21 protein-coding genes and 1 pseudogene are annotated in these 26,733 nt (G+C 65.4%); 7 read left to right on the plus strand and 15 right to left on the minus strand.

Translation table 11 applies throughout. The features are described 5' to 3' along the window. Nucleotides 1-2: 2 nt before the first annotated feature. The 8 genes from tagH to tssA are packed head-to-tail and all read right to left on the minus strand — an operon-like array spanning nucleotide 3 to nucleotide 8,841. Nucleotides 3-1,487, minus strand: a complete 1,485-nt coding sequence (gene tagH / locus ACWGTO_RS04240) for a type VI secretion system-associated FHA domain protein TagH (RefSeq protein WP_454573617.1) — start codon at nucleotides 1,485-1,487, stop codon at nucleotides 3-5. Then, complete coding sequence (gene tssG / locus ACWGTO_RS04245; RefSeq protein ID WP_454573618.1) at nucleotides 1,484-2,527, minus strand: type VI secretion system baseplate subunit TssG; 1,044 nt, start codon at nucleotides 2,525-2,527, stop codon at nucleotides 1,484-1,486. The genes tagH and tssG overlap by 4 nt, the downstream gene beginning before the upstream one ends. Then, nucleotides 2,491-4,365 carry a type VI secretion system baseplate subunit TssF gene (gene tssF, locus ACWGTO_RS04250; protein ID WP_454573619.1) on the minus strand — a complete coding sequence of 625 codons (1,875 nt, stop codon included), beginning with the start codon at nucleotides 4,363-4,365 and terminating at the stop codon, nucleotides 2,491-2,493. Before tssF ends, tssG begins: the two co-directional genes overlap by 37 nt. Before the next feature lies 1 nt (nucleotide 4,366). Further along, complete coding sequence (tssE, locus tag ACWGTO_RS04255; protein WP_454573963.1) at nucleotides 4,367-5,122, minus strand: type VI secretion system baseplate subunit TssE; 756 nt, start codon at nucleotides 5,120-5,122, stop codon at nucleotides 4,367-4,369. Next, a complete protein-coding gene (locus ACWGTO_RS04260) occupies nucleotides 5,109-5,558 on the minus strand; it encodes an Hcp family type VI secretion system effector (protein ID WP_023673716.1) in 450 nt (149 codons plus the stop codon). Before ACWGTO_RS04260 ends, tssE begins: the two co-directional genes overlap by 14 nt. A 49-nt stretch (nucleotides 5,559-5,607) precedes the next feature. Beyond that, nucleotides 5,608-7,116, minus strand: a complete 1,509-nt coding sequence (gene tssC, locus ACWGTO_RS04265) for a type VI secretion system contractile sheath large subunit (protein WP_454573620.1) — start codon at nucleotides 7,114-7,116, stop codon at nucleotides 5,608-5,610. A gap of 3 nt (nucleotides 7,117-7,119) precedes the next feature. Further along, nucleotides 7,120-7,659 carry a type VI secretion system contractile sheath small subunit gene (gene tssB / locus ACWGTO_RS04270; protein ID WP_454573621.1) on the minus strand — a complete coding sequence of 180 codons (540 nt, stop codon included), beginning with the start codon at nucleotides 7,657-7,659 and terminating at the stop codon, nucleotides 7,120-7,122. A gap of 6 nt (nucleotides 7,660-7,665) precedes the next feature. Continuing rightward, nucleotides 7,666-8,841 carry a type VI secretion system protein TssA gene (gene tssA / locus ACWGTO_RS04275; protein WP_454573622.1) on the minus strand — a complete coding sequence of 392 codons (1,176 nt, stop codon included), beginning with the start codon at nucleotides 8,839-8,841 and terminating at the stop codon, nucleotides 7,666-7,668. 325 nt (nucleotides 8,842-9,166) lie between these two features. Between tssA and tssH the strand changes: the two genes are divergently transcribed. Continuing rightward, a complete protein-coding gene (gene tssH, locus ACWGTO_RS04280) occupies nucleotides 9,167-11,980 on the plus strand; it encodes a type VI secretion system ATPase TssH (RefSeq protein ID WP_454573964.1) in 2,814 nt (937 codons plus the stop codon). Nucleotides 11,981-11,996: 16 nt separating this feature from the next. Here tssH and ACWGTO_RS04285 read toward each other — a convergent pair whose 3' ends face one another. The 6 genes from ACWGTO_RS04285 to ACWGTO_RS04310 form a co-directional block, all read right to left on the minus strand. Beyond that, nucleotides 11,997-13,229 (minus strand): VWA domain-containing protein, encoded by a 1,233-nt coding sequence (locus ACWGTO_RS04285; protein ID WP_454573623.1) that lies wholly within the window; start codon nucleotides 13,227-13,229, stop codon nucleotides 11,997-11,999. Between the two features lie 2 nt (nucleotides 13,230-13,231). Further along, nucleotides 13,232-15,481, minus strand: a complete 2,250-nt coding sequence (locus tag ACWGTO_RS04290; protein WP_454573624.1) for a DUF5682 family protein — start codon at nucleotides 15,479-15,481, stop codon at nucleotides 13,232-13,234. Nucleotides 15,482-15,485: 4 nt separating this feature from the next. Next, the gene (locus tag ACWGTO_RS04295; protein WP_454573625.1) at nucleotides 15,486-16,565 is read right to left on the minus strand and encodes an ATP-binding protein; all 1,080 of its coding nucleotides are present in this window, start codon (nucleotides 16,563-16,565) and stop codon (nucleotides 15,486-15,488) included. 19 nt (nucleotides 16,566-16,584) lie between these two features. Next, entirely contained in the window at nucleotides 16,585-18,012 is a 1,428-nt protein-coding gene (locus ACWGTO_RS04300; RefSeq protein WP_454573626.1) for a DUF5691 domain-containing protein, read from the minus strand. Then, nucleotides 18,009-19,421 carry an SWIM zinc finger family protein gene (locus ACWGTO_RS04305; RefSeq protein ID WP_454573627.1) on the minus strand — a complete coding sequence of 471 codons (1,413 nt, stop codon included), beginning with the start codon at nucleotides 19,419-19,421 and terminating at the stop codon, nucleotides 18,009-18,011. Before ACWGTO_RS04305 ends, ACWGTO_RS04300 begins: the two co-directional genes overlap by 4 nt. Before the next feature lie 95 nt (nucleotides 19,422-19,516). Beyond that, nucleotides 19,517-20,056, minus strand: a complete 540-nt coding sequence (locus ACWGTO_RS04310; protein ID WP_454573628.1) for an Lrp/AsnC family transcriptional regulator — start codon at nucleotides 20,054-20,056, stop codon at nucleotides 19,517-19,519. A gap of 48 nt (nucleotides 20,057-20,104) precedes the next feature. Here ACWGTO_RS04310 and ACWGTO_RS04315 point away from each other — a divergent pair, with 48 nt between their 5' ends. Together ACWGTO_RS04315 and ACWGTO_RS04320 are read left to right on the plus strand one after the other, a co-directional pair. After that, nucleotides 20,105-21,268: an MFS transporter gene (locus ACWGTO_RS04315; protein ID WP_454573629.1), complete on the plus strand. Its 1,164-nt coding sequence runs from the start codon at nucleotides 20,105-20,107 to the stop codon at nucleotides 21,266-21,268. An 89-nt stretch (nucleotides 21,269-21,357) separates the two neighbouring features. Beyond that, nucleotides 21,358-21,783, plus strand: coding sequence for a GNAT family N-acetyltransferase (locus ACWGTO_RS04320; protein WP_454573630.1), 426 nt, complete (start codon nucleotides 21,358-21,360; stop codon nucleotides 21,781-21,783). Here the strand turns inward: ACWGTO_RS04320 and ACWGTO_RS04325 are convergent, their stop codons facing one another. After that, nucleotides 21,784-22,899, minus strand: a complete 1,116-nt coding sequence (locus ACWGTO_RS04325) for an anhydro-N-acetylmuramic acid kinase (protein ID WP_454573631.1) — start codon at nucleotides 22,897-22,899, stop codon at nucleotides 21,784-21,786. A gap of 241 nt (nucleotides 22,900-23,140) precedes the next feature. On the opposite strand from ACWGTO_RS04325, the gene ACWGTO_RS04330 reads away from it, so the two are divergent. The 4 genes and pseudogenes from ACWGTO_RS04330 to ACWGTO_RS04345 all read left to right on the plus strand — a co-directional run bounded on the left by ACWGTO_RS04330 (nucleotide 23,141) and on the right by ACWGTO_RS04345 (nucleotide 26,704). Beyond that, a complete protein-coding gene (locus ACWGTO_RS04330; RefSeq protein ID WP_454573632.1) occupies nucleotides 23,141-23,824 on the plus strand; it encodes an SDR family NAD(P)-dependent oxidoreductase in 684 nt (227 codons plus the stop codon). Between the two features lie 209 nt (nucleotides 23,825-24,033). Further along, a pseudogene (locus ACWGTO_RS04335) lies at nucleotides 24,034-24,186 on the plus strand (ABC transporter permease); the annotation flags it as partial. A 145-nt stretch (nucleotides 24,187-24,331) separates the two neighbouring features. Then, nucleotides 24,332-25,348 carry an isopenicillin N synthase family dioxygenase gene (locus ACWGTO_RS04340; protein WP_454573633.1) on the plus strand — a complete coding sequence of 339 codons (1,017 nt, stop codon included), beginning with the start codon at nucleotides 24,332-24,334 and terminating at the stop codon, nucleotides 25,346-25,348. A 306-nt stretch (nucleotides 25,349-25,654) separates the two neighbouring features. Continuing rightward, nucleotides 25,655-26,704, plus strand: a complete 1,050-nt coding sequence (locus tag ACWGTO_RS04345; RefSeq protein WP_454573634.1) for a substrate-binding domain-containing protein — start codon at nucleotides 25,655-25,657, stop codon at nucleotides 26,702-26,704. The last annotated feature ends 29 nt before the right edge of the window (nucleotides 26,705-26,733 follow it).

The following is a 26,733-nucleotide window of genomic DNA, read 5'->3' on the forward strand; positions in this document are numbered from 1 at the left end:
TCTCAGTCCTCCTCATATGCGTCCCTAAAATCAGCGCCGATTTCGCCCAGAAAACGCGTCTCGGCGCTGTGAGCGATTTCACGGTGGCGTTTCTGGTACAGTTCCCAGAGCTTGGCGCCGCGCCCGCCGGTCAGCAGATTGCCGATCGGCGAACTCGACTTGAGTTCCTGCTCGATCGCCGCTGGATCGAAGCGGTCGATCATGCGCTTGAGCGCGCCCTGCACGCCGCGCCAGGCGCGGACGTGATGTTGCGCCAGATCGCGCACCGCATCCTTGATCGCCGCTTCGGCGCCGAGGAAACCGGGGCTGCGCTCGGCGAGAATGGTCACCAGCGCATCGTCGACCGAGGGCAGGAATTTGAGCGGGTTGACCTCGGATGCGCCAACGACGGTCTGCGCGACGCGGGCGTTGCCCTTCTCTTCGGCGCGCTTGCGCAAAAGCTGCATCAGCCCTTCCATCATCAGCCGGTATTCGCGGCCGAACTTCTCCATATCGGCCACCGGATCGCTGCCGCGAAAATCGGCCTCGTCCATGCCCATCCCGCGCAGGAAAGCAGCGCGCAATTCTGCGTCCGGATGTCCGGCCGACGGCCGCGCTGCAGCTTGCCGGACAGGAGCGCGTTGTGGCGGTGGAGACGGCGCTGGGGGCGGCTGCGGCGGCGATGGCTCTGCCGCACGGACCGGCAGATCCCAGGGCGCCGGAGAGGGGGCAGGCGAGGGCGCATCGATCGCGCCTTTATCCGTCACGCCCGCGTCAAGGCCGGTGGACTCGGCAGGGCCAAAACCAAAGCCGTCATCAAAGGCCGGCGGCTTCTCGGAACTGGATCTGTTCGGCTCTTTCGACAGCGGCGCGGCGTCGAGGCCGAAGGGGTCGTCGAACGATGGCTTGGCGCCGTTTCTGTCAGTGGGCTCTGGCGCCGGCGTCGCCACCGGGTCGAGGCTGAATGGATCGTCGAAAGCCTGCGAGCCGCGTTCATCGGACCGCGCACGCGCGAATGCGCCGGGCACCGGCTTTTCGAACGGATCGGGCAGGCCGGCAGGTCGTGGCCGTCCCGGCTCTTCTTCCGTCGTGGACGAAAAGAAATCGTCGCCGCCGAGGCTGACCGGTGCCCGCGAGGCCGCCGGTCTGGCATCCGGCATCGAAGGCCTGGAGGCAGGCGCCTCGGTCTTCGCCGTCTGCAAATCGACCCACACGACATAGTCGCCCAGCCGCAGCCGCATGCCGCTCTGCAGGCGCGCGGTATTTCCCGCGCCGAGCGGGCTGGCGGCATCGTCGATGAACAACCCGCTGCTGGAGGTATCGGTGACGAAATAGCCACCTTGCTTGCTGGTGATCTTGCAGTGGGCGCGCGATACGAACATGTCGGGATCGTTGATCTGCCAGTCGGCGTCGGCGCTGCGGCCGATCACCAGCTCACCCTCGTCCAGCCGCGCCTGCCGCGTGACTTGCGCGCGTGGTCCCTGTTCGAGTGTCAGCAGCAGGCTCATGCCGCCACCTCTTCCCGCCAGCCGACGATGGTCCGCAGCCGCATGTCATCGGCATCCCCCTTTTCGACCGGCCGCGCCAGCCAGGTGGTGCGGGCAAGCTGGATGGTTCCGAGCTTCGCCGGCGGCACTGCCTTCGCCGCAAGCACGATCCTGAGATCGACATCGATGGTCTCGCCGATCAGGTCGCGCACCGCCTGCTTCAACAGCTTCAGCCGCTCGCCGCCCGGCAGGAAGGCCTTGTAGTCGACATAGCTGAGCGCGCCGATGCGCAGTTCGATGCGGCTTTGCCGACTGAAGCTGCGCGGGCCGATGGTGGCGCTGCGACCGAGCGTGGCATAGCTGCCGGCAAGCCGCGTCTGCAGCGCCTTGGGGATGGTCATCCAGGCGGCGACGAATTCCTTCAGCACCACCGGCACCTTGAAGGCTTCGGCCAGGAACAAGGTCAGCCGCTCGGGGCCGTCGACTTGGGCAGAAAGCGAAGCGGCCTGGCGAAGCTTGACCGCGTCGAGTTCGGCGTCCTGCGTGCCCGGCAGCCCGATGCCGGCCATCGCTTCCAGCATCGAGCGGACGCGGCCGCCGACGCCACGTTCGACCTGCACTGCCGGATGCGCATCCGCCCAGGCGCGGTAGTAGAGCGCGATCATCCTGTGCTGCAGGATGTTGACGAAGTCGACGAAGGTCGTGTCGCTCGTCTGCCGCGCCTCCGCACCCGCATACCAGCGTTGCGACAGGCGATCGAGCACCCAGCGTGTCAGATGCAGCGGCATCGGTCCTTCGGGCCCGAGCAGGCCGAGATTGTTGACCGTGACCCGTGCCGGCGACTTGTCCGTCGGCTCGCGGAAATCCACCACGTCCTGCACCGCGAAGGACAGCCGCACATTCTGGCCGAGCCTTGCCGGCTCGCGGTCCGGCCGGCCGGAATGGCCGAACAGTCCGCCTTGCCGTTCCAGCCGGCGCAGCAGTTCGAAGAAGTCGAAACTCTCGGACAGGGTTGCGGCGCGCTCTAGATCAGGTAGCGATTGCCGGGCGTCATCGGCCATGGCACATCCTCCTGTTTCTGGAGCAACCGCGTGCGGGTCCGCACGAACCCGTTAATCCCGGCATGGCGGGCAAACAGCCGCGACAGCAGGCCCGACAGCAGCAACGTGCTCTGGCCAGCCAGCACCGACTGGTCGACATGCAGCGTCACCTCGGTGCCGCGCCCAAAACACATCGGCCCTTCGATCGCCAGCCTTTCGATCACCGCGCGCGAGTCGATGCGCACGATCGAGCGCACATTGCGGGCGAGCCCGGGATCGCCGCGTTCGGCATAGAGATCGAGCAGCGCATGCAGCGGATCGACGCCACGGCCTTCCTTGGCCAGGCTGAGGAAGTTGAGCGCCAGCTGTGACACCAGTCGCCAGGCCAGGTCGTCAGCGCGCGACTCGCCGTCGGCGCCGGCCGGCAGCGCTGCCGGGATCGCCGGCTGCGGCGAACGCAGCGCGCCGAGCAGCCTGACCGCTTCCACGGGGTCACCGGCTTCCAGCGTCAGCGTCGGCGTGTCGTCGAGGATGGCCAGGTCGCGATTGGTGCAAAGCGCCATGATGTCGACGCGCTTGAGCGGCCGGTTGGCCTGGCTGTGGACCGGGCGTGAGATCGCCAGGAAGACGTCGTCGCCGGCATAGGAGGTACGCGTCACGCCCTGGCGTCGTTCGTCCTCGGTCGGCCGGCGTGGACGCCGCTCCGTCGAGTACACCCAGCCGCTGCCGCGGTTTTGCCCGAGACTGAAGAGCTCCGGTATCTCGGCATCCGGCCCTTCCGCATCGGCGTCCTCGACGCGGATGACGCGGTAGATTTCAAAGTCGCGCGCCCGCGTGCGGTCGGCATGCAGCACCTGCCGCGTCTTGCGCTGATCGAGCTCGATGACGTTGCACTCGCGCTCGAAGAGATTGATGATCGGCGTTGCGAAAAGATCGAAATCCGCCGGCGTCAAATCGGCAAGCTCGGGCACGGGACGGCGGAACAGGAAGACGATTTCGAGCCCGGCCTGGCATTTGCGCACCACCGGAAGCAGGCCAGTGACGCGCGCATAATGGAAGCGCTCGGGCATCATGAAATATTCGCGCAGCAGGCGGTAGCCTTCGAAGGTCGGCCGCGTGCGCGGCATCAGCGCTTCGGCGTCGGCGATGCCCACCATCTCCGGCGCCGGTAGCGGGGACAATGGATTGGACTTGCCCTCGGCGCGCGCGCCGAGACCGGAGCAGACGCCGAAGACGGCGTCGAAGATCAACGGCGCCTTGGTGCGGTTGGCGAAATAGAAGTCGAGCCGGTCGAGCGCCAGTTCGTCGAGCTTGCCCTTTCCGGTCCGTGCCAGCGTAATGCGCAGCGCGGCTTCGCCGCCCTTGCCGCCGATCGGGCCAATACCTGCGGCCGCCAAAGCGCTGCGATCCTGGAAATAGCCAACCGAACTGATCGCGATCGGAAACAGCGTCATGTCCTGCGCGGTGGTGAAGGTGCAACGTGTCGACAGGCCGGCCTGCAGGCTGGAGACCAGCCGCGTGCCGCGCTTGACGACATGGCCGGCAAGCATCGTCTGCACCTGCTGGCCGGGCTTCAGCACCACCATGGCGGTCGCCGGCGCCGGCGTGACGAGATCGGGATAAAGCACGTCGAGGATGCTGCGCGAGAACCGCGAGCGCTCGGCATCCACCTTCAGCCGCGTGCGCGCGGCGAGGAAGGCGACGCCGTCGAGCAAGCGCTCGACATAGGGGTCCGGACACGGCACCGTATCCAGCGACAGATTGCGGGCGACCGCCGGATGCATGTCGGCGAACTCCGCCGCCAGCCCGCGTATGTGCGACAGCTCCTCCTCGTAATATTCTACGAAGACCCGGTCCATCTCAGGCTTCCCTGAACTCGGTGCGCGCCAGGCCGTTGTCGAGATTGATCGTCGTGCGCAGGCGCATGCGCTCAGGCGTCGGCGTCATGATCAGCACGGCGTCGATCTCGATCTTCAAGCCGGTCTTGTCGCCAAGGTTGACCGTGACTTTCGTCGCGCTCTCCTTTAGCCGCGGCTCGAAGGTGGCGAGCACGGCGCGGATCTCGCGTGCCAGAACATCGCGATCGAAATCGCGCGACGAACGGCCGGAGAAGGACGGCACGCCATAATTGACGACACTGCGGCGCACCTCGGGAAAGTCGGCCAGCGATGTCGGGCTGTCGGTCATCTGCTCGGCCTCGAGATCGGACAGGAGCGGCGCGGACTCGAAGCGCTCGGTGTTGAACAGCGCTTCGATGTCGCGCCGCACGGCCTCGCGCAGCACATCGGGTGATACGACGATGCCGCGGCTTTCCAGTTCGCCGCGATGCCGGTTCTGAAACGCCAGCCGATGCAGCCGGCGCTTCTGGTCCGGGTTCAGCGTCTCGTCGGCGTCGATGCGCCTTGCACCGTCCGCCAAGAACTCGTCCAGACGCTCCCCGCCGAGCTCGTCGTTGAGAGCCTGCCTGAGCCCGTCTATTTCCGAGCTCAGGCCCGGCAGGTCGTTGACCAGGCGGTCCCATAGCGAAGGCTGGACCGCCTCGCGCTTGGCCCGTGAACCGCCCGCCTGTGCCTTGTCCGCGGCAGGGCGCTTTGCCCGCCCCTCACTTGCCGACATAGACATCCATTTCGGCTTCGTCATTGTCGTCATAGACAAACTTGATCTTCTTGTAGGCGAAGGAGACCTCCTCCTGGATCAGGTCGGCCTCATCGTCTGCCTGCGACATGTCGTATTCCATGATCGAGGCATCGGTGAGCGTCACCACCAGATAGTCCTTGCTCTCGCCGTCGATGGTCCGCCTGGCCGAGAACTTCACTTCATCCAACGCCTTGTTCTCGAACAGGGCCTTCGCCAGGTAGGGCGAAGCCTTGTCATAGTGCTTGGTGAACTTGATCATGCCCATCGACACCCGGCCGCGGCGCGAGAGCGAATTCGGGTCATACGGCGCGACCATCTTGTAGTCGACGCCATGGATTTCGATCTCGTCGTCGTGGCCGTCGCGTGTGCTGGGGCCTTTGATGTCCGGAACTTTCAGAAAACCGTCGATTTTCATTGTGGGCATTGTCGTTCTCCACCGCTTTCAAAAGGTTTGGTTGCTGTAATCAGGTCTTCACGGACGGCAATTCCGACACCAGCCTGAGAGAAGCATTGATGCCTTCCAGCTGGTAGTGCGGGCGCAGATAGAAGCGGGCGTTGTAGTAGCCCGGCCGGCCCTCCACGCTGTCGACCTGCACCTCGGCGGCGGCAAGCGGACGCTTGGCGCGCGCCTTGTCGTCGGCGAAGGCCGGATTGGCCAGCACGTACCGGTTGATCCATTCGGTCAACCAGATCTGCATGTCGGAACGTTCCTTGAACGAGCCGATCTTGTCGCGCGCAATGGCTTTGAGGTAGTGCGCGAAACGGGAAACCGGGAACAGATAGGGCAGGTTGGCAGAGAGCCGCTCGTTGGACTGGGCGTCGGGATCGACCAGGCGTCCGGCCCGCGTCTCGTCATCCTGCAGCGAATGGGCGCCGATGAAGGCCGCGAGATCGGTGTTCTTGCGGTGCAGGATCGGCATCAGGCCAAGCTTGGCCAGTTCCGCCTCGCGCCGGTCGTCGATGGCGACCTCCGTCGGGCATTTCATCGCGATCGACCCGTCGTCGGTCGGGAAAGCATGCACCGGCAGGTTGAGCACCGTGCCGCCATTCTCGACGCCGCGGATCTGGGTGCCCCAGCCATAGAGCTTGTGGCTGCGGTTGATGTTGACGCCCATCGGGAAGGCGGCGTTCATCCAGACATACTTGTTGTGGTCGCCCTGCACTTCCTCCTCGAAGGAGAAGCCCTTGACCGGAACGGTCTCGGATCCATAGGGCAGCCGCGCCAACACGCGCGGCATGGTGAGGCCAATGTAGCGGGCGTCCTCGCTCTCGCGCAGCGACTGCCACGAGGCATAGGCCGGATTGTTGACGATCATCTGCAGGTCCTGCGGGTTGGGCAGTTCCTGCCAGCTGTCCATGCGGAACAGCCGCGGCGAGGCGGCGGCGATGAACGGCGTGTGCGCCGAAGCGCAGACGCCGGAGATGTTGCGCAACAGGCCGACGTCGCGCGGATGGTTCGAAAACTCGTAGGCGCCAACGATGCAGCCGATCGGCTCGCCGCCGAGCATCGAATACTCGTCCGTGTAGACTTTCTTGAAGATCGGGCTCTGGTCCCACATCTGGCCTTCATAGTCTTCAAGCGTGTCGGCCAGTTGCTCCTTGGAGATGTTCATCACCCGGATCTTGAGATGCTTCGCATCCGTCTCGGTGTTGTTGATGAGGTACCAAAGGCCGCGCCACGTGCCTTCCATCTCCCGCACTTCCGGCGCGTGAAGGATTTCGTTGACCTGCGTCGTCAGCATCTTGTCGATGCCGGCGATCAGCGACTTGATCGACTTGATCGAGTTCGACGAAATCGTCGTCGTCTCGGAGCGCGACTGCGCCGCCAGCGCCAGGTTGCGCACCAGCTGCTGCAGCTTCTCGCTGTCGTCCTTCTTGACCTTGAAGTCCTTTTCCAGCAGTTGGCTGAATTCGCCGAGATCGACGGCCTCGGCCTCGGCGACGGATGCTGCGGTCTTTTGCTGTTCGGCCATGATCTATTCCTCGCCCTTGTCGTCGTCAGACATCGCCTGGCTGGCGATCTGTTGAAGCAGCGGCTGATTGTTCAGCAGCTGGGCGATGCGCTTTTCGGCATCGACGCGACCGTCCATGAAGCCGAGCAACTCCTCGAGTTGGCGCCGCATCTTGAGGATCTCGGCCAGCTGCGGAACCTGTTCGGCGATCTTGTCAGGGGCGAAATCGCCCATCTTGGTGAAGGTCAGGTCGAGCGCGAGCTCTTCGTCGCGCTCTTGGCCTTCGGCCTGCGGCAGGGTGTTCTTCACCCTCGCCTTGACCCTGGGACCCAGCGCTTCCATGAATTTGGGGAAGCGGTTGGCATCGGTCTCGACAAAGGAACGGTCGAGCACCGACTTTGCAGCTTCCCTGGTCTGCGATGCGCCCGACAGGTCGGCCATCACGCCCATGACGAACGGCAGTTCGATCGTCGTTGGGCTGCCGTAGGTTTCGACATCGTAGGCGATCTGCACGCGCGGGGCGCGATTTCGCTCGATGACCTTCGCTTTGCTTTCGGCTGGCATGTGTTGCTACCTTTCATCCTTCTGGGCAGTCTTCTTGGCGTCGGGAACGCCGGCGAGCAGCCGGAATTCCTTCAGGCCCGACGGGGCGAGATCTTCCATCAGTTCAACAAAATCCATGTGCACCATCCGGCGCACCCGGCGGGCGAGATGCGGGATCGGGCTCGACGGCTCGGTGCGATCGTAGAACGCCACCACGAGATCGAGGCACTTCACCACATCGTCGCGCGAGGAAATCCTGTCGGGGAGGCCCGCACCTGGCTCTGCGTAGCTTGCCATCGTCTCGGCTCCATGACCGTTTCTGGCCGGCGTTGTCGGGCTTGCCGTGGCAGGCGCCGGGCTGGCCCCGGGCGTCGCCGCCTCTTCTGTCGTCTCGACCGCCGTATTGCGTTCCAGCGTCGTCTGCACGCGCTGCAAAAACCGCTTCAGCTCCGGGACGGCGGTGCCGCTGCCCTCAAGACGGGCGTTCAGCGCCGTGTCGACCGCATCGAGCGCCTCGATCGCGGCGTGCGCACCGGCGATGAGCGCCGTCATCTGTTCACCGGCCTGGTCCTGTTGGGCGGCACAACCGTTGCTCACCCGGTTCAGGAGCTGCCCATGCGCGCTCACCAGCGCTGCCTTCTCGGCGGCATTCAATCCCGACGCCGCTTCCTGAAGCATGACACGATCGTCGAGCGCGCCCTGTTCGAGATCGCGTCCGCTGATCGGCCCGAAGGGGCGCGGGGCGAAGAAAACCATCTGCCTGAGGTTTGCCAGCAGGCCGTCCTGGCTGTTCTGCAAATCGGCCAGTGCGTTGAGACGGCGCAAGGCGGCCTCACGCGGTTGACCGCCGGGCCGCAGCGCCGGGTGCATCGTCTCCCAATGCGTCTCCAAGGTCCGCGCTATCAGCGTCAGGCCCTGCGCCAGCCCGGCGAGCCCTTCTTCATTGGCGAGTGCGCGCGTGACGGTGACAAGCAGGCGCAGGTCGCGGCCATGCGCACGCAGCTCCTCCGCCTTGCCAAGCACGGCTGCCCAATCGACGGGAATGGTCGATTGCGCGGCTGGCTTGTTGCGTCCGTCATGGACAACCTTGACCTGCGGCTCGGTAAGCCGCTCGAGCTCGTGAAAAGCAGGGTCGTTGCGCAAGTCTTCGCCCGACGGATTTTCACCGTCCAACGGAGCAAGCCAGAGTGCGAGATCGATCACAGCTACCCCCAGCGACCGGCTCTAAAACCGTACGTGACCCAACGTTAGCACACGGTTGCACCCTACCACAATTCGGCAAACCGCTCAAAAGTTAACGGGCGCTAACGCGAGCCAGTGCAACTGCATCTCGAATGCCGCAATTTATGGCTTGCTTGCCCAACCCCGTATGTGAAACGCATCGCATAGAATTGGAAAAGTTCGTGGTTATCTGCATTTGGTGGCGCGGGACTTTCCACAAAGGGAAGCGGCCGGCTGAATGTCGCGCTTTGTCAAGCGGCTGCTTATGTGGCAGGCTGTCGACGGGCAGATTGCAGGAGCAGGTTCGATGGAACAGCGCCGGTCGTCGCAGAACTTCAAACGCAAGGAACTGGTCGGCAAGCTCAATCATGTCTGCCTGCGCGCCTTCAAGGCCGCGGCCGACGCCGCAAAATTGCGCGGCAATCCTTACGTCGAACTCGTCCACTTCATCGAACAGTTGGTGCTTTCCGACCGCTCGGATGTGCGGATGATCGTCGCCGACGCCGGGATCGATGTCAGCCGGCTAACGGCGGATATGACCCGCGCCGTCGACAAGTTGCCTTACGGTGCCACCTCTGTGGAGGAAATGTCCGAGCATATCTTTCAAGCCATTCACGATGCTTGGAGTCTGGCCACGCTGGAGTTCGGCGTGGAAGAGGTACGCAGCGCCCACATCCTGCTTGCCTGCCGGAAGACGCCGGTTCTGGAAGGCCTGGTGTCGAAGATCAGCGCCGAGTTCGACAAGATCGACGCCGACGCAGTCATCGCCCGCTTTGCCGAAGTGGTGGACGGTTCGCTGGAAGCCGGCGCTGCGGCTGCGGCAACTCCCGCCGCCGAGGCGCCACGGCGGGCTCCGGGCGGGGACTCCGCACTGGCCAAATACGCCACCGACCTGACCCAGCGCGCCCATGACGGCAAGATCGATCCGGTCGTCGGCCGCGACCCGGAAATCCGGCAGATCATCGATATCCTGATGCGGCGTCGGCAGAACAACCCGATCCTGACCGGCGAGGCCGGTGTCGGCAAGACCGCCGTGGTCGAGGGGTTTGCCCTGCGCATCGCCCAGGGCGATGTGCCGCCACCACTGCAAGGCATCAGCGTGCGCATGCTCGATGTCGGCCTGATGCAGGCCGGCGCCAGCGTCAAGGGCGAGTTCGAAAAGCGCTTGAAGGCGGTCATCGACGAGGTTCAATCCTCCGAAACGCCGGTGATCCTGTTCATTGACGAGGCGCACACCTTGATCGGCGCCGGCGGTGCGGCCGGAACCGGTGACGCGGCCAATCTCCTGAAGCCGGCTCTGGCGCGCGGCGAACTGCGCACCATCGCCGCAACCACCTGGGCCGAATACAAGCAGCACATCGAAAAGGATCCGGCGCTTACCCGTCGTTTCCAGGTGGTCAAGATCGACGAGCCGTCGGAAGCGGTGGCCGTGCTTATGCTGCGCGGCGTCGCCGGCGTGCTCGAACAGCACCATGAGGTGCAGATACTCGACGAGGCGATCGAAGCCGCGGTCGGCCTCTCGCATCGCTACATCCCGGCGCGCCAATTGCCCGACAAGGCTGTGAGCCTGCTCGACACCGCTTGCGCCAGGGTCGCGGTCTCGCAGCATGCGACGCCGGCCGAGGTCGAGGATATATTGCGCCGCCGCCAGGCGCTGGAGGTTGAAAGCGGCATCATCGGCCGCGAGGCCGCGATCGGCATCGAAGTGGCCGAGCGCCAGGCGCGGGTCGAAGCCGGACTAGCGGAGACTGGGACGACGCTCGCCGCCGCCGAGGAGCGCTGGGAGCGCGAAAAGGCGCTGGTCGCGCAAATCCTCGAATTGCGCGCCAGGTTGCGCGGCGAAGGCGTGCCGCTCGATGAGGTGGCGACCGCTGAGGCCGCCGCCGAAACGGCAGCGCCGGACGCGGAAAAGACCAAGGTGCCGAAGACCGAGCCGCCCAAGGCTGAAACGGCGAAGACGGAAAAGCCCAAAGCCAAGGCGGTCAAAGCCAAGGCCGGGGCGACCGCGGGCGCTGAAGCGGCAGCCACGGATCCAGCCGCCGATCTCGCAAGGCTGCGCGAGCTCATGGCCGAGCTTGCCACCGCACAAGGCGAGACGCCGCTGATCCTGCCGTCCGTCGACCGCAATGCGGTCGCAGCCGTGGTCCAGGACTGGACCGGCATTCCGACGGGACGGATGCTGTCCAGCCAGACCGAGAAGGCGCTCAAGCTCGCCGAAACGTTGTCCGAACGCGTTGTCGGCCAGGACCACGCGATGGAGATGATCGCCAAACGCGTGCAGACCAGCCGCGCCGGGCTCGGCGCGCCCGAAAAGCCGGTGGGCGTGTTCCTGCTCTGCGGTCCCTCCGGCGTCGGCAAGACCGAGACGGCGCTGGCGCTGGCCGAGACGCTCTATGGCGGCGAGCAGAACCTGATCTCGATCAACATGTCCGAATTCCAGGAGGCGCACACGGTCTCGACGCTCAAGGGCGCACCGCCCGGCTATGTCGGCTACGGCAAGGGTGGCATCCTGACCGAGGCCGTGCGCAGAAAACCCTATTCGGTGATCCTGCTCGACGAGGTCGAGAAGGCGCATCCCGACGTGCACGAAATCTTCTTTCAGGTCTTCGACAAGGGCATGATGGACGACAGCGAAGGCCGGCGCATCGACTTCAAGAACACGCTGATTCTGCTGACCTCCAATGTCGGTTCCGAGGTGATCATGGAGCGGACCGGCAACGGCACGGTCAGGGCAGGGCTCGACGGCCTCGACGCAGCCCTGCGCGCCCCGCTGCTGAAGGTCTTTCCGGCAGCCTTCCTCGGCCGCGTGGTGACCATCCCTTACTATCCGCTGTCGGATTCGATGATCGAGGCCATCACCCGCCATCAGTTCGGCAAAATCGCCCGGCGGCTGCGCGCCAGCCACGATGCCGAACTGGTGATCGGCGACGGCGTCATGGATCTGGTCAAGGCGCGCTGCACCGAAATCGAGTCCGGCGGTCGCATGATCGACGCCATCCTCACCAACACGCTGCTGCCCGAACTCAGCCGCGGCGTGCTGAACCGATCGCTCGACGGCGAAAAGATGACCAAGGTAACGGTCAGCGCTTCCGCCGACGGGTTTGCCTATTCGTTCGAATAGCGGGCCGCTGCCGGCCCTATTGCTGCGGCGTCTCCGTCTCGGCTCGGATCAGCTTGATGTCGGCGCCCGCCGCCCATGCGCCGATATCCTCGCGCCGCAACGCCGCCGCCATCATGTCCGGGAACAGATCCGGCGTGCAGGCGAAGACCGGAATGCCAAGCGCCGCGACCGAGGCCGACATCGCCGGATCGTAGCCCGGCCGGCCCTGATCGGTCAGCGCCAGCAACACAACGACATTGACGCCGGATCGCACCAGCGCCGCCAGCCGCCGCAGCAATTCCTGGCCGTTGCCGCCCTCATAGAGGTCGGTGATCAGCACGAAGTGGGATTTGGTCGGCCGCTCGATGCGGTCTGCGCAATAGGCGACCGCCTGGTTGATGTCGGTGCCGCCGCCAAGCTGCACGCCGAACAGCACCTCGACCGGGTCGCTGAGCTCCTCGGTCAGGTCGACGATGGCGGTGTCGAAACAGACGAGCTTGGTGCGCACCACCGGCAGCGATGCCATCACGGCGGCGAAGATCGAGGCATAGATCACCGAGCTGGCCATCGAGCCGGACTGGTCGACGCACAGCACCACCTCGTCGAGATCGACCAGCCGGCGCTGCTTGCGCATGAAGCCGACGAGTTTTTCCGGCACGATGGTTTTGTGCTCGGGCTGGTAATGGCGAAGATTGGCCGAGATGGTGCGCGGCCAGTCTATGTCACGCTGACGCGGGCGGTTGGTGCGCCGCGAGCGGTCGAGCGCGCCGCGGATCGCTTCGGCGGTCTTCTGCTCCAGCCGCTGCATGAGCTTGGCGACGATATCGGCGATGATGGTGCGGGCAATGTCCTTGGTCTTGGCCGGCATCACCGAGCGCAGCGAAATCAGGTCGGCGACGAGATTGACGTCCGCCTCGATCGCCTTGAGGAATTCCGGCTCCATCAGCATCTGCTTCAGGTTCAGCCGTTCGAAGGCATCCTTCTGGACGATCTGGACGACCTGCGCCGGAAAGAACGAGCGGATATCGCCCATCCATTGCGCCACGCGCGGCGCCGAGCGGCCGAGCCCACCACGCCGCTTGCGCGGGTCGACATCGGCACTCGCGCCGTCGCCGTAAAGCGCATCGAGCGCCGACGACAGTTTTTTGTCGTCGCTGGAAAGGGCTGACGAGGCCTCGTCATCGGCGCCGATCGCCAGCCGCCAGCGGCGCTCGCGTCCGCCATCGGCCGATACGGTGGCCGAGCCTTCCGCGTTTTCATCCTCGTCCATCGTCATACTCCGCCCGCCAGCAAGGGCCCAAGCTTCTCCATGTGCCGGCGCCAGGCCTCGCCACCATCCGGCGCCGGCATCAGCCCGGCCGGCAGCCTGGCGGTGCGGCCGAGCACGGCTTCGATCAGCCGCCGGCGCTCCATGCTGTCCAGATTGGAGAAGACGCGGCGCAGCAGCGGCAGATGCGCGATGAAGGCATCCTCGTCGAGGGATTTCAGCCACGCATCGACAGCGCCGCGCAGGCCCTCATCATAGATCAGCCGCTGGCCGGCGGTGCTGAAGAAACCTTCGAAGAAACCCGCCGCCTGTGTCACCGGAGTCCCCGGCGACAGCCGGCGCCCAAGCAGTCCGGCGGCGTCCTCGGCCGACAGCAGGCCGGCTTCGTAGAGCAGATGCGCGGCGCACCCTGCGAGCAGCGCCGTCGAGCGCTGCCCTTCCAGCACGCCGGTCAGCCCGTTGCGCCAGGCGTCGAGCACACCTTCGCCAGGCTCGACCAGGCGGATCGCCGCGTCGGCCTTGCGCACCGCGCCAACCAGCGTCGTGGCGGCCTGCTCGTCCAGGTCGCGCACCGCATAGGGCAGCGCGATCGCGCCTTCGACGATCAGCCGTTCCAACAAACCGGACAGCCGGTTGGTTTCGGTCTTGCGCGCTTCGCCATAGCGGATGATGTCGGCAAGCGGCGGCACCGAGGCCAGCATCTCCAGGCATTCGCTGCTGTGCGCCGCGCGCGCCTCGAGCGCCGCAAGCCCGGCTCTCGCGGCTTCCGACAAATCCGCCGTGATGGCACTCTGGACAAGTGCCGCGAGCGTGTCGAGGCTGGCGGCTGCGCCGAGCATCTGGATCAGGCGGCCATTGGCAGCCTTTTCGATGGTCGGGCCATAGATCAGGTTTTCGACCAGGCGCACGGCATATTCCGGCTCCCAGGCGAGCGTCCATTTTTCGCGAAACGTGCCGCGGCTGCGGCCGACATCGGCCAGCCTACCCCACTGCACACCGAGCACATTCAGCCGGTGCAGCAAGGTCGAGCGAAACAGCCCGCTTTCGCTGCGCAAATCGACGGACAGTTCGCGCTCCAGCGCCTCCGGCTTCAGCCGCGCCGCCTTCTGGTTGCGTTGCAAATCCTCGATCAGCGGCGCCAGCGGCGTGTCGGGCGGAATCTCGCCGACATCGGCACCCAGCAGCAGCTCGGCCTCGACCAGCGCCCACAGCACCGCTTCGCCGTTGAACAGCGCCGCGATTGCCGCGTCGCGCAATTCCTCGAAACCGGGCTTCGGCCGCTCGCGAATGGCGGCGAGCGTGCGGGCCAGCCGCTCGGCCTCGATCAGCGACGCGGTCGAGACCAGATGACCCTTCGCCCGCAGCACCGCCGCGATCATCGCCAGCCACAGCGTCGCGGCATCGCGCCGACCGCGCGTGCGCCACAGATGCTTGCACCAGCCGGGCGCGACGACGCCGGCGCCATAGCCGTAGCCCAGCGCCAGGCGCGGTCCCGTCCACGGCGCCCATGTCATGATGCTTTTGCGCCGGGCAATTCCCTTGGTCAGCGCCTGGTCGTTCTTCTGCGTGTGCGCAGCCTGCAAAGCCGGCACGTGCCATGCGCCGCAGACGACGGCGATCGGTCCGTCGAACTCCTTGCGAGCGGCAGCGATTTCAAGGCGCATATGCGCTTCACGTTTGGCCTCGAACGGCCCGATCGTGCCTTCGCCATCGCGCAGTGTCGTCATCGCATCGGCGATGGCCGCGAAGATAGGCCCCGGCTGTGGGTTCTGCTCGATGATGTCGGCCCACCAGCTTTCACCGTCCTCATAGCCGGCGGCCGCAGCCAGCGTGCCGATCGGATCGCGGTGCGATGCCGTCTCGCCATCCTCACCGGTTTCATCCTTTTGCTCGGTATTGTCGGCCTCATCGGTCCTGTCGGCGCTATCCGTCGCCGTCGCGAACCGCGCCGACGATGGCAGGTCGATGAACCTGAGCGCCGCCTTGTTCTCCACCGCCCACACCGCCGCCTGGTATTCCGGCGAGAATTCGGCGAACGGCCAGAAGCTTGTCGCGGCCGGATCGTCATCGGGGTAGCAAAGCAGCGCCACCGGCGGCTGCATCTCCGGACGCGCCAGCAACGGCAGCAGCGCCGAAGCGTCGCTCGGCCCTTCGATCAGCACCGCGACCGGCTGCAGATCCCGCAGCGCCTGCACCAGGCTGTCGGCGGAGCCAGGCCCGTGATGGCGGATGCCGAAATAGGCGACGTCGCTCATGACCTCAGATCGCAGCGTTCAGCGCCGCGTAGTAACCGGCATAGTCCGGCCGCTTCTTGAGCACCGTTTCGAGATATTCCTCCAGCACCACCTTGTCCTGCACCGGGTCCTTGACGATGGCGCCGACAAGGCTGGCGGCGAGGCCTTCGGCGCCAAGCTTGCCATTGTCGAACCAGGCCGCCTGGCTGAGGCCGCCGACCATGGTGGCGATCGCCTCGGCGGTCGACAGCGAGCCCGAAGGCGTCTTCAGCGTCACCTTGCCGTCGGCGGTTGCGCCGGAGCGCAGCTCGCGGAAAATGGTCAGCACGCGGGCGATCTCCTCGCCGACATTCTTCGGCACCGGCAGGTCAAGCCCGCCAGCCATCTCGTCGACCCGCTTGGCGACGATCGCCACCTCTTCGGCCATGTCCTCGGGCAGCGGCAGCACCACCACGTTGAAGCGACGCTTCAGCGCCGAGGAGAGTTCGTTGACGCCCTTGTCACGGTTGTTGGCGGTGGCGATGATGTTGAAGCCGCGCTGGGCATAGATCGACGTGTTGAGCTCCGGGATCGGCATCATCTTTTCCGACAGCACGGTGATCAGCGTGTCCTGCACATCGGAGCCCATGCGCGTCAGTTCCTCAAGTCGGCAGAGCTTGCCGCTCTCCATGGCGCGGTAGAGCGGCGTCGGCACCAGCGCTTCCTGGCTCGGTCCCTTGGCCAGAAGCTGCGCATAGTTCCACCCATAGCGGATCTGGTTTTCGTCGGTGCCGGCCGTGCACTGCACGATCAGCGTCGAATTGCCCATGATGGCGGCGGCGAGATGTTCCGACACCCAGGATTTCGCGGTGCCGGGAACGCCGAGTAAAAGCAGTGCGCGATCGGTGGCGAGTGTTGCCACTGCCGTTTCCATCAGCCGGCGGCGGCCGACATATTTCGGCGATATCACGGTGCCGTCGCTTGCCTTGCCACCCAAGAGATAGGTCAGCACGGCCTTTGGCGATAGGCTCCAGCCTGCAGGTTTTTGCCGATCATCATTGCGCGCCAGCGCTTGCAGTTCGGACGCATAAGCCTGCTCGACGGGGAGGCGGATGACTGCGTTCATTGTGCTGTACTCCGGATTGTCATGTGTTGGTGAGGGCCGCGTTGAGGCGCAGCAAAGCGAGCGAAGCCGCCGCCGGCGGCATGCCGGCCGCGACAGTGTCGCCGATCAATCGTTCCGCCGTCGCCGCTGTGGCAAGGAAGCCTATCGTTTCCAGGACGTGATCCGCGCTTCGCTTCGCGGGTTCGTCATTCCCCGCGACCTTGGCACGCAGGACCGACAGCGCCTTGCCGTTCGTCAGGTCGCCCCACTCCACCCAGCCTGCTTCGGCGCCTTCGACCAGGTTGAGCGCTTCAAGGTTTTGCGCGTCGTTCAAGATCTGCCTGATCAGGGTACGCTTCCTGCCGCTGTCCAAACGCAACATGAGGTGGAAGACGAAAAGCGCCGGCTTGCCGCCCTCGGCGGCCAGCGCATCTGCCATCTGCGCCACCGTGGCATCGCTGCCGGACACCGCGACCATCCGGACGAGAGACAAATCCGCTTTGTCGTCGACACCGAATTGCCATGCGTCGATGAAATCGGACTCCGTCTTGCCGAAGCGCGCGGCAAGGTCGACCAGGTAACAGCTGGCAAACAATTCGATGCGACGATTTTCCTGCGCCGGCGACTTCAGCTTTGCCGGCGTATAGGTTGTGCGGCGGCGGATGAAACCGGATTTGCCTTCTGCGATGAAGGCGGCGAGTTCGGCAACAGGATCGTCGGTTCCGCCATCGCCGGCGCGGCCGTGCTCGCCCAGCCTTGCCAGCAGCCGCCCCGCCAGCTCCTGCACCTTGCCGGAGCGGTCGCTGGCCAGGCTTTTCAGGAACGGCGCGTCCGCGGACGAAAGGCCGAAATGCATGAGTTCGATCAGCGCAAGCCGAACTTCCGCCGGTTCGCCCGGCGCCTTGGCTTCGATCAGGTCCCGGGCCGCAGCCGAATCGCGGCGCCGCATCTCAGCCAGAGCGCTGCGACGCGCGGCGGGGTAGAAGTCATCCCAGTTCCGCACCGCCAGCTGCTCCTGCGGCGCAATCTTCAGCCCCTCCAAGCTAGCCTGCCAATCGATCCAGGGCGCATAGATGTCGGCGCTGTTCTGGTCTGATGCCGAAGGCATCCAGTCCATCGGGTGGAGCACGTAGCCTCGGCTGGCGACAAGTGTCGCGACGCGCGACTTGCGCCGCGCATCGGCGGCATTCTTCAGGGCAGCCCGCAACAGCGGCCGCAACCGCTCCGGCAGCAGCGGCAAGCCAAGCCTCGGCAGCGGCGGACGGCGCTTGAGCGCCTTCGGCGCAGCCGGCCGCAGGCCGACATCGAGCGCCTGCGCGGCGATCGCCAACAGCCGCCGCTCCCGCTCGTCCGGGCTTGCGCCGCCGGCGATTTCCTTCCACGCGGCTGGCGCCAGATCGAATGTCGTTCCGCCGGTGATCCAGCAGTCGCGCATCGTCGCCAGGCCGGTCTGTTCGAGCTCGTTCATGACAGATCGAGCCTCCCGAAGCCGCTTTGCGCGGCGAGCAGATCGAGCCGCGCGCCGTTCCATAGTGCTGCCGTGGCCGCAAGATCGAGCCCTAGCACAGTCTGATCGACGGTTCCGGCGACAGGCAGGGCGATCCCTTGCGGGTCGTGCGCCGCTTGCCACCAGGCCGCGCCGCGCTCATCGAGCAGGATCGCGCCTGCCGGCAGCATCAGCGGGCTATCCGTGGACCATGGCGCAGCGTCCTGTTGCGACGCATGGACCGCGAGTGGATCCTTGATTGCGCCCGGCCCGAAATCGGGCCAGGCGCCGGACGCGACATCGCCCTTGCGCTCCGCCACCAGCGCGCGCAGCGGCTGGCGCGCGGGATAGAACACCAGCCTTGCATCGAACCGGTCGCCGGGCGTGAACGCCGCCGAGCGGCGGCCGGCCGAGGCGGGAAAGAAATCGAGCAGCAGGGCAAATTGCGGTGTCGGGCTTTTGAGATCGAGCAACCAGGTCGAATGGCTGACAAGGCCGTCGCGGCGGGTCTCGATCTTCTCGCCGATGACTTCCCACTGGCTGTCGACCTGTTTTGCATCGGGATTGGCCAGCAGCTGGTCGCGGGTCTCGGATGCCGACACCAGTCGCTTCAGTTCGGGATCGTCGGGCGCCGAGCGCCAGGCCTTGGCCAGCAGCACCAGTTTGCCGAGTTCGCGGATCGCTGCATCCGGTCGTTCCTCGCTGCGTAATGCCAACAACCGCGCCGGGATTTCGTCGATGCGTCCGGCAAGCGCTGTTGCCTTCATGTCGACCAGCCGCGCGGCGATCCGGCGGCAGCGCTCGCTGCTGGCATCGGCAAAGGCGGAGAGGCCGAGCCGCAACTGATCGGCGATCCACTGGTCGAGTTCGTCCAGCCCTCCCGCCACCGCTGTCCGCGTGTCTTCCGCCCGCTTGCGCTGCGCCGCCTCGCGGCGCTCTGCTGCGGCAGCGTCCTCGATTACAGTGTCTTCGTCGGGCTGCGAGGCCTCGCCGATGCTCTTGCCGGACGCGCCGGCCCCGGCGCCCGGCTTTGCAGCGGCCGGCTGGGCTGTCGTCTTCCGACGCCGGCCAAGCCAGTCATTCACCCAATCCGGCGTCGATTCGGCTGATGTGAAGCTGGCCGGCGCGGTGGCGGCAATCCACATCAGCGCCAGCGTGTGCTTGCACGGAAATTTTCGCGACGGGCAGGTGCATTTGTAGCCGTGGTCGCCAGTGTCGACCACGGTCCGATAGGGGTTGGAGCCGGAGCCCTGGCATTCCCCCCAGATCAGCGCCTGCTGCTCGTTCTTTTCCAGCCGCGGCCAGTTCGAGCGCTTGGTCAGCTTCGAGGCGGCGCTCAGCGACGCCTGATCGGGGGCCAGCGCCTCGATGGTTTTCAGGTCGAATTCCAAGCCGCGCCTCTCGTACCCCAATCATGCCTGGCATCAGTATAGGATGCCGTTTGTGAAGGATTGTTGCGGCCCCGGCAAGAGTTCAAAAGCGTCGCTCAGTACAGCGGTCTGGCCATATGCCGGGGCGTTGGCCATTGCGTGGTGATGTTGGGTTGCACCGGCCGTTCGAGATAGGTCGACAGCACGACATAGCTCCGCGTCGAGGTGACGCCGGGCGTCTCGTAGAGCCGTGCCAGCAGCCCTTCGAGCGCCCGTGTATCCTCGGTGCGAACCTTGAGCAACATGCAGGTGTCGCCGGCGACCGAATGGATCTCCTCGACTTCCGGGTATTGGGAAACTGCCATCAGCTCCGGCGTCTTGCCCCAGCCCGTGGTGTCGACATGCACGAAGGCGAGCAGCGGTTTCTTGACTGCGTTGGGGTCGATGATGACAGCCGTGCCGCGAATAGCGCCGCTGCGCCGTAGCCGCTTCACCCGTTCATGCGCTGCCGGCGGCGACAGGCAGACCCGCTCGCCGAGCTCGGCGTAGCTGATCGTGGCGTCGTCGACCAGAACGCCTAATATTTTTCGGTCGGTGGCATCCAGCTCCCGGGGCGCAGGCTTGTTCAGCGGAATGCCATCTGTTTCTTCATCCATACTGGAATTCCTTGTTGTTGCGGAATTTAGTTCGGTCATTATGCCTCGATGACGAACACGCATCAAGCAGCATCCCTTCACCAGCCGATCCCGGCGCTGGCCTATCTCCTGACCGGCTGCATTGCCGTCATCGGCTCGAACTCGCTGGTCCTGGGTCCGATCGCCCCGGCGGTCGCCGCTTCCTTCGGCACCAGCGTGCCGGCGGTGATGGCCGCGTCGGCTGCCTTCGGTCTCGGCACCTCGGCGAGCGCGCTGTTTCTTGCCCGCTACATCGACGGCATCGGCGCCCGCCGCATGCTGCAGGGCGCGCTGCTGTTGCTGGCGGCGGCACTTCTCGCCAGTGCTTTGGCGCCGACGGTGATCATGCTGGTCGCGGCCCAGGCGATCGCCGGCATCGCCGCCGGCGTCGCCATGCCGGCCATCTATGCCAGTGCGGCGGCGATCGCGCCGCCCGGCCGCGAAAGCGGCACGATCGGCGTCGTGCTGACCGGCTGGACGGTGTCCATGGTGGCCGGCGTCTCGCTGTCGGCCGTGCTTGCCGACCTCGTGCACTGGCGCGCCGTCTTCGCTGCGGTGGCGGTGCTTTCGGCCATTGCGCTCGCCGCCTTGTCGATGACCGCACTCAGTGACGTCAGGAAGAGTGGCCCGGCGCCGACGCCGTTCGGTGCGCTGGCCATTCCCGGCATCGTGCCGCTGCTCATCGCCTGCACCGCCTTCATGACCGCTTTTTACGGCGTCTACGGCTATCTCGGCGATCATCTGCACCAGGATCTCGGTCAGCCCGTCAGCGCCAACGCGCTGGCTGCACTCGCCTATGGCGCCGGCTTCGGCACCGCGGCCTTTCTAGATGGCATCATCGACCGCATCGGCGCGCGGCGCGTCATGCCTTTCGCCTATCTGCTGGTCGCTGTCGTCTATGTCGCGATCGCGCTCACAAGCAGCAATTTCGCGCTGATCCTGGCCATGATCGCCATATGGGGCCTTGCAAATCATTTCGGCCTGAACGTGCTGGTGATGCGCCTCACTGCGCTCGATCCGTCGCGTCGCGGCACCATCATGGGCCTGAACAGCTCGGTCACCTATCTCGCCGTCTTTATCGGCACCACCAGCTTCGGGCCGCTTTATTCGACATTCGGCTTTGCCGCCTGCGCCATCGTCGCCGCCTTGCTGATGCTGATCGCTGCAGCAGCGGGGAGCTGGCGTTCGCCATAGGCCATCCAATCGTAAGCGTCTGCGGCAAGGCTTGCGTCCCTGTCACGTCCTTCGCTAGAGATTCGGCTCACCATGCGAGCCGTATCGGGATGAAAACGACGCTTGAGACCACCGCCGAGCCCTTGGCCGAGGACCTCGCCTTCCTGGCCGAACGGCTGGCGGCGTTCAATGACAGCGATGTCGGCGCGTCCGGCCGCAAGCAGCTCGCCGTCTTCGTGCGCGACGAGGGGGGCGCCGTCGTCGCCGGCATTTCGGGCTACACCGCCTGGGGCTGGCTCTATGTGCAGTGGCTGTGGGTCGATGAACGCCTGCGCGGCCGGCATATAGCCAACGACATGCTGGACGCCGCTGAGCGCGAGGCAGTGGCGCGCGGGTGCCGGAACGCCTGGATAGATACGTTCAATCCTGTTGCGGCAAAAGTCTATGAGCATCAGGGTTACCGGCGTTTCGGCGAACTGCCGGATTTTCCCGTCGGCCGCAGCCGCATCTTCCTGCAGAAGAAGCTGCCGTCCTGATCAGCCCGCCAACCGCCCGCCTTGCAGCGGCCGCGGCGCACCTGTGGTGCTCGGGAACGAAATCGGCAGGCCGCGCAAAACGCGCACCGCGAGGAAGGCAAAGCATTCGGCTTCGACCGCATCGCCCTTCCAGCCCAGCGTTTCGGCTTGCACCACCTCGACGCCGGCGCGGTGGCCAAGCATCGCCATCATCGTCGGATTGTGCCGGCCGCCGCCGCTGACCGCCAGCCGCTTCGGCCGGCGCGGCAACAGGTCGAGCGCCTTGCCGACGGCCGAGACGGTGAAGGCCGTCAGCGTCGCCGCGCCATCCTCGACGCCAAGCCCGTCAGCCATATCAGCGGTGAAGTCGAAACGGTCGAGCGATTTCGGGTAGGGCTTGATCAGATAAGGGTGCTCAAGCAATCTGGCCAATCTCGCCTCATCGACCGTCCCGGCCGCACCCAGTGCGCCGTCACGGTCCATCTCACCGAGACCCTTCGCCTTGATGAAATCATTGAGCGGCGCGTTGGCCGGGCCGGTATCGAAGGCGACGATGTTATCCTTGCCGTCCCACCAGGTGATGTTGCCGACACCGCCGAGATTGAGCACGGCGGTATCGCCACTGGCATCGGCCTCCTTCAACAGCGCGGCGTGATAGGCGGCAGCCAGCGGCGCACCCTGGCCGCCGGCGCGCACATCGGCCGAGCGGAAGTCGTAGGCGACCTTGGCGCCGAGTATCGAATGCATCAGCTCGCCGTCGCCCAGCTGGCGCGTATCGCCGCGCCGTCCTGGCTGCGGGGCGCGATGCAGCACGGTCTGGCCGTGGAAGCCGATGACGCCGATATCGGCCATGGTCAGGCCGTAGCTTTCGACGAGATCTTTCACCGCAGCCGACTGCGCTCGCGTCAGCGCCGCCTCGGCTTCGGCAAAGATCGCCGGCTCCGGCCCGTCGAAATTCCACACCCGGGCCTGGCGCAGCGTCTCCTCCAGCAAGGCGCGGATCGCTGCGGGGTAGGGGGCCAGCGTATAGGTGCCGAAATCGGCTATGCGCTCGCCATCGGTCTTGATCAGCGCGACGTCGATATTGCCGTCAAGCACGGTGCCGGTCATCAGGCCGACGGCCCAGATTGGTTCCATGGTCGATTCCCTTGCGACACCGTTTGCGATTCCAACGGGAATCACGTGTCGGACGGATTGGCCCGCCAGGCAAGACCTTGGCCGACGCCGATGCTTCGAACTTGCCGGCAGCGTTTTTCACCGAACGGCGAAAATCGAGCAACCCTGTTCTTGTCTCTTGCCGCTCAAGACGCCAGCTATGTGACAAGCGACACCGGCATCGGGCCGAACGTCTATACGCAGAATCGTCAGGGAGAATGAGATGGCATCCGAAGTTGCAGTGATCGCCGGCGCGGGCGCAGGCCTGAGCGCCTCGTTGGCGCGTCTTCTTACCAAAGAGGGCTATCGCGTCGTGCTGGCCGCCCGCAACACGGCCAAGCTGGCGGCGCTGGTCGAGGAGACCGGTGCGCTGGCCGTCGAAACCGACGTCGCCGATCCCGCTTCGGTCGCCGGCCTCTTCGAGGCGGCTGATAAGGTCGGCCCTCTGGCGCTTGCCGTCTTCAACGCCAGCGGCCGCACGCGCGGCCCGATCGCCGAGGTCGATCCCGATGCCGTCAAGCAGGCGCTGCTGGTCGGCGCCTATGGCGGCTTCCTGGTCGGCCAGCAGGCGACGCGGCGGCTGCTTGCGCGCGGCTCCGGCTCGATCCTGTTCACCGGCGCGTCCGCCAGCATCAAGGGTTTTCCCGGCTCCGCCGGCTTTGCCATGCCGAAATTCGGCCTGCGCGGCCTGGCGCAGTCGATGGCGCGCGAACTTGGCCCGAAGAACATCCATGTCGCGCATTTCATCATCGACGGCCAGATCGAGCCGGTCGGGAAGAAGCCGGAACGGCCCGATAGCCAGCTGTCGCCCGATGCGATCGCGCAGACCTATCTGGCAACCCACCGCCAGCATCGCAGCGCCTGGAGCTTCGAGGTCGAGCTACGGCCCTTTGTCGAGACGTTCTGAGAGACCGTTTGGAAATTCTACTCCGGCGGCCATCTGATGGCGTTTTCTGCGCTACTACAGCGCCGCGAGTCCTTTTGGACGCGCAAAGGACGCTGTAGCACTTTGATTTTGCGCATGATCCTTTCCGAAAATCGATTTCGATTTTCGGGGTCATGCGGTGCTCATGGACTTATGTCCACTCCGCTCCGGTTCTCGAAACACCACCATATGCCGGCGGACTTGGCGACCTCGCCATCCGCTACGGCTACCAGCGCTTCGAGACCAGCGTCATGGTCGCCGTGGTCATCGTGCTGATCATCCTCGTCTGCGGCATCCAGTGGGTCGGCGACCGTCTGGTTGCCAGGCTGGACCGCCGCGGATGAGCACGTTGGAACGTTATTTGCCTGCAGGCTGCAAAAATCAGCGCCGGCGTTCTTCATTCGCCTCGAGATTGGATTGCGCATTGCTTTGATTGGACCAGTCTGCGTGCCACCGTGACAGCGGGGCCGGCAAACAAGGAGCTTGACCATGCCCAGGATCGTACCCGTGCTCGATCTCAGCCGTCTCGAACAGGGCGCTTCCGAGCGACGAACGTTTCTGTTCGACCTGCGCACGGCCGCGCGCGACGTCGGCTTCTTCTATTTGACCGGCCACGGCATATCGGCCGCCGATACGACGGACGTGCTCGACGCCTCGCGCCGGTTCTTTGCCCTGCCGGAAGCCGACAAGCTGGCCATCGAAATGGTCAAGTCCTCGCAGTTCCGTGGCTATACGCGCGCCGGCGGCGAACTGACCAAGGGCAAGGCCGACTGGCGCGAACAGCTCGACATCGGCGTCGAACGCCCCGCCATCGCGCAAGGCCCCGGCGTGCCCGCCTGGACGCGGCTGCAAGGGCCGAACCAGTGGCCGGCAGCACTGCCCGAGCTGAAGCCGGCGCTGCTGGCCTGGCAGACCAAGGCAACCGCCGTGGCGATCCGGCTGCTCAGGGCTTTCGCCTTGTCGTTGGACCAGGCCGAGGACGCCTTCGATCCGATCTACCGGGGCGAGCCCAACCATCGCATGAAGATCGTGCGTTACCCCGGCCGTGACGCGACCGGCGACGACCAGGGCGTCGGCGCGCACAAGGATGGCGGCTTCCTGACCTTGTTGCTGCAGGACGAAAACAAGGGGCTGCAGGTCGAATATGACGGCAGCTGGGTCAATGTCGATCCGTTGCCAGACACGCTGGTGGTCAACATCGGCGAACTGCTCGAACTGGCCTCGAACGGCTATCTCAGGGCAACAGTCCACCGCGTGCTGACCCCGCCGGCCGGTGTCGAGCGGATTTCGGTTCCGTTCTTTTTCAGCGCCCGTCTCGATGCCACGATCCCGCTGCTCGACCTGCCCGAGGAGCTGGCGGCCGAGGCGCGCGGGCCAGCCAGCGATCCCGACAATCCGCTGTTTCGCAATGTCGGCACCAATGTGCTGAAAAGCCGCCTGCGCTCCCATCCCGACGTGGCGCGCCGGCACTATGCCGATCTGTTGGAGACCGGCGCGTCGGCTTAAGTCTGTCGAAGGGAGGAACGGAATTTCTGGATTCAGGGTTCTTTTTAGAACGCCGTTCGTCGCAAACCGCTATTGAGACGCCCATATAACAAACATCGTTCGGCGGTTTCCTCCCATTCCGCTGGACGGTGTTCCCCTCTGAAGGTTCTTGACCTTCTATTTTGGCCGGGCCGCTTTCGCGCCCGGCCTTTCTTTATCCAAGGGTCTGCCGATTCACGAGGCAGCACCCTCAACGGCGATTTAAAACGTTTGCAATTTTCTCAGAGGGCATTACAAACGTTTCAACTGCTCGTCCGGGAGGAACGATTGTCAACGCGCGTCACCACGCTGAAGGAGCTTGCGGCGAGCCTCGACCTGTCGATCACGACGGTGTCGCGGGCGCTTGCGGGGCATGAGCAGATCGCGCTGAAGACACGCGAGCGTGTCGCGCACGCCGCGCGCCAGGCCGGCTACGTCCCCAACACCGCGGCGCGAACGCTTGTCTCCGGCCGCAGCGGCTTTGTCGGTCTGGTGCTGCCGGTCAGAGGCCCGAACCTGGTCGATTCCTTCCTCGGCGAGTTCGTCACCGGGCTTGGCGAAGGGCTGGTGTCGCATGGCGCCGACCTCATCCTTGCCACCGCCGCCCTTGGCCATTCCGAACTGTCGGTGCTGCGCCATGTCGTCGAGTCCGGACGCGCCGACGGCGTCGTCGTCACCCGCATCGCCGAGGTCGACGAGCGGCTTGCCTATCTGCGCCAGCGCGGCTTTCCCTTCGTCGCCCATGGCCGGCTGCTCGATGGCGACTTTGCCTACAACTGGCTCGACACCGATGGCGCGCATGCCTTCGGTGAGGCCTTTGACATGCTCTACGATCTCGGTCACCGCCATTTCGGCCTGGTGACGATTTCCGAGCCGATGACCTTCCGGCATCTGCGGCAGGACGGCCTCGCTGCCGCCATCGGCCGCCGCGGCGATCCATCCGTGCGCCTCGACGTGGCGACGGCGCCGCGCTTCGACCGCGGCGCCCGCATCCAGGCGGTCAATCGCATGCTGCAGCAGCCCGAGCGGCCGACCGCTATCATCGCCTTGTTCGACGAACTGGCGCTGACAGTGATGGAGGAGGCGGCGCGCGCCGGCCTCAGCGTGCCGCGCGATCTCTCGGTCATCGGCTTCGACAATGTCGTCGCCTCGGCCTATGCGCCGCCAGGCCTCACCACTTTCGACGCCTCGATCCGCCAGTGCGCACGCGAGATCGCCGACATGCTGCTCACCGTTATCGCCGAAAAGCCTGCCGCACCGCTGACGCGGCTGATCCGGCCGACGCTGGTGCCGCGGGCGAGCCACGGACCTGCACCAGTGCATGTCGCCCAAAAGTGACCTCGATTTTGGGACGACGACATGCACGA

Source organism: Mesorhizobium sp. PL10, from assembly GCF_053714315.1.

Coding starts and splice junctions, on each gene's coding strand:
- tagH (WP_454573617.1), bottom strand. CDS start 1,487: ATGAGCCTGCTGCTGACACTCGAACAGGGACCACGCGCGCAAGTCACG.
- tssG (WP_454573618.1), bottom strand. CDS start 2,527: ATGGCCGATGACGCCCGGCAATCGCTACCTGATCTAGAGCGCGCCGCA.
- tssF (WP_454573619.1), bottom strand. CDS start 4,365: ATGGACCGGGTCTTCGTAGAATATTACGAGGAGGAGCTGTCGCACATA.
- tssE (WP_454573963.1), bottom strand. CDS start 5,122: ATGTCGGCAAGTGAGGGGCGGGCAAAGCGCCCTGCCGCGGACAAGGCA.
- ACWGTO_RS04260 (WP_023673716.1), bottom strand. CDS start 5,558: ATGAAAATCGACGGTTTTCTGAAAGTTCCGGACATCAAAGGCCCCAGC.
- tssC (WP_454573620.1), bottom strand. CDS start 7,116: ATGGCCGAACAGCAAAAGACCGCAGCATCCGTCGCCGAGGCCGAGGCC.
- tssB (WP_454573621.1), bottom strand. CDS start 7,659: ATGCCAGCCGAAAGCAAAGCGAAGGTCATCGAGCGAAATCGCGCCCCG.
- tssH (WP_454573964.1), top strand. CDS start 9,167: ATGGAACAGCGCCGGTCGTCGCAGAACTTCAAACGCAAGGAACTGGTC.
- ACWGTO_RS04285 (WP_454573623.1), bottom strand. CDS start 13,229: ATGGACGAGGATGAAAACGCGGAAGGCTCGGCCACCGTATCGGCCGAT.
- ACWGTO_RS04290 (WP_454573624.1), bottom strand. CDS start 15,481: ATGAGCGACGTCGCCTATTTCGGCATCCGCCATCACGGGCCTGGCTCC.
- ACWGTO_RS04295 (WP_454573625.1), bottom strand. CDS start 16,565: ATGAACGCAGTCATCCGCCTCCCCGTCGAGCAGGCTTATGCGTCCGAA.
- ACWGTO_RS04300 (WP_454573626.1), bottom strand. CDS start 18,012: ATGAACGAGCTCGAACAGACCGGCCTGGCGACGATGCGCGACTGCTGG.
- ACWGTO_RS04310 (WP_454573628.1), bottom strand. CDS start 20,056: ATGGATGAAGAAACAGATGGCATTCCGCTGAACAAGCCTGCGCCCCGG.
- ACWGTO_RS04315 (WP_454573629.1), top strand. CDS start 20,105: ATGACGAACACGCATCAAGCAGCATCCCTTCACCAGCCGATCCCGGCG.
- ACWGTO_RS04320 (WP_454573630.1), top strand. CDS start 21,358: ATGAAAACGACGCTTGAGACCACCGCCGAGCCCTTGGCCGAGGACCTC.
- ACWGTO_RS04325 (WP_454573631.1), bottom strand. CDS start 22,899: ATGGAACCAATCTGGGCCGTCGGCCTGATGACCGGCACCGTGCTTGAC.
- ACWGTO_RS04330 (WP_454573632.1), top strand. CDS start 23,141: ATGGCATCCGAAGTTGCAGTGATCGCCGGCGCGGGCGCAGGCCTGAGC.
- ACWGTO_RS04340 (WP_454573633.1), top strand. CDS start 24,332: ATGCCCAGGATCGTACCCGTGCTCGATCTCAGCCGTCTCGAACAGGGC.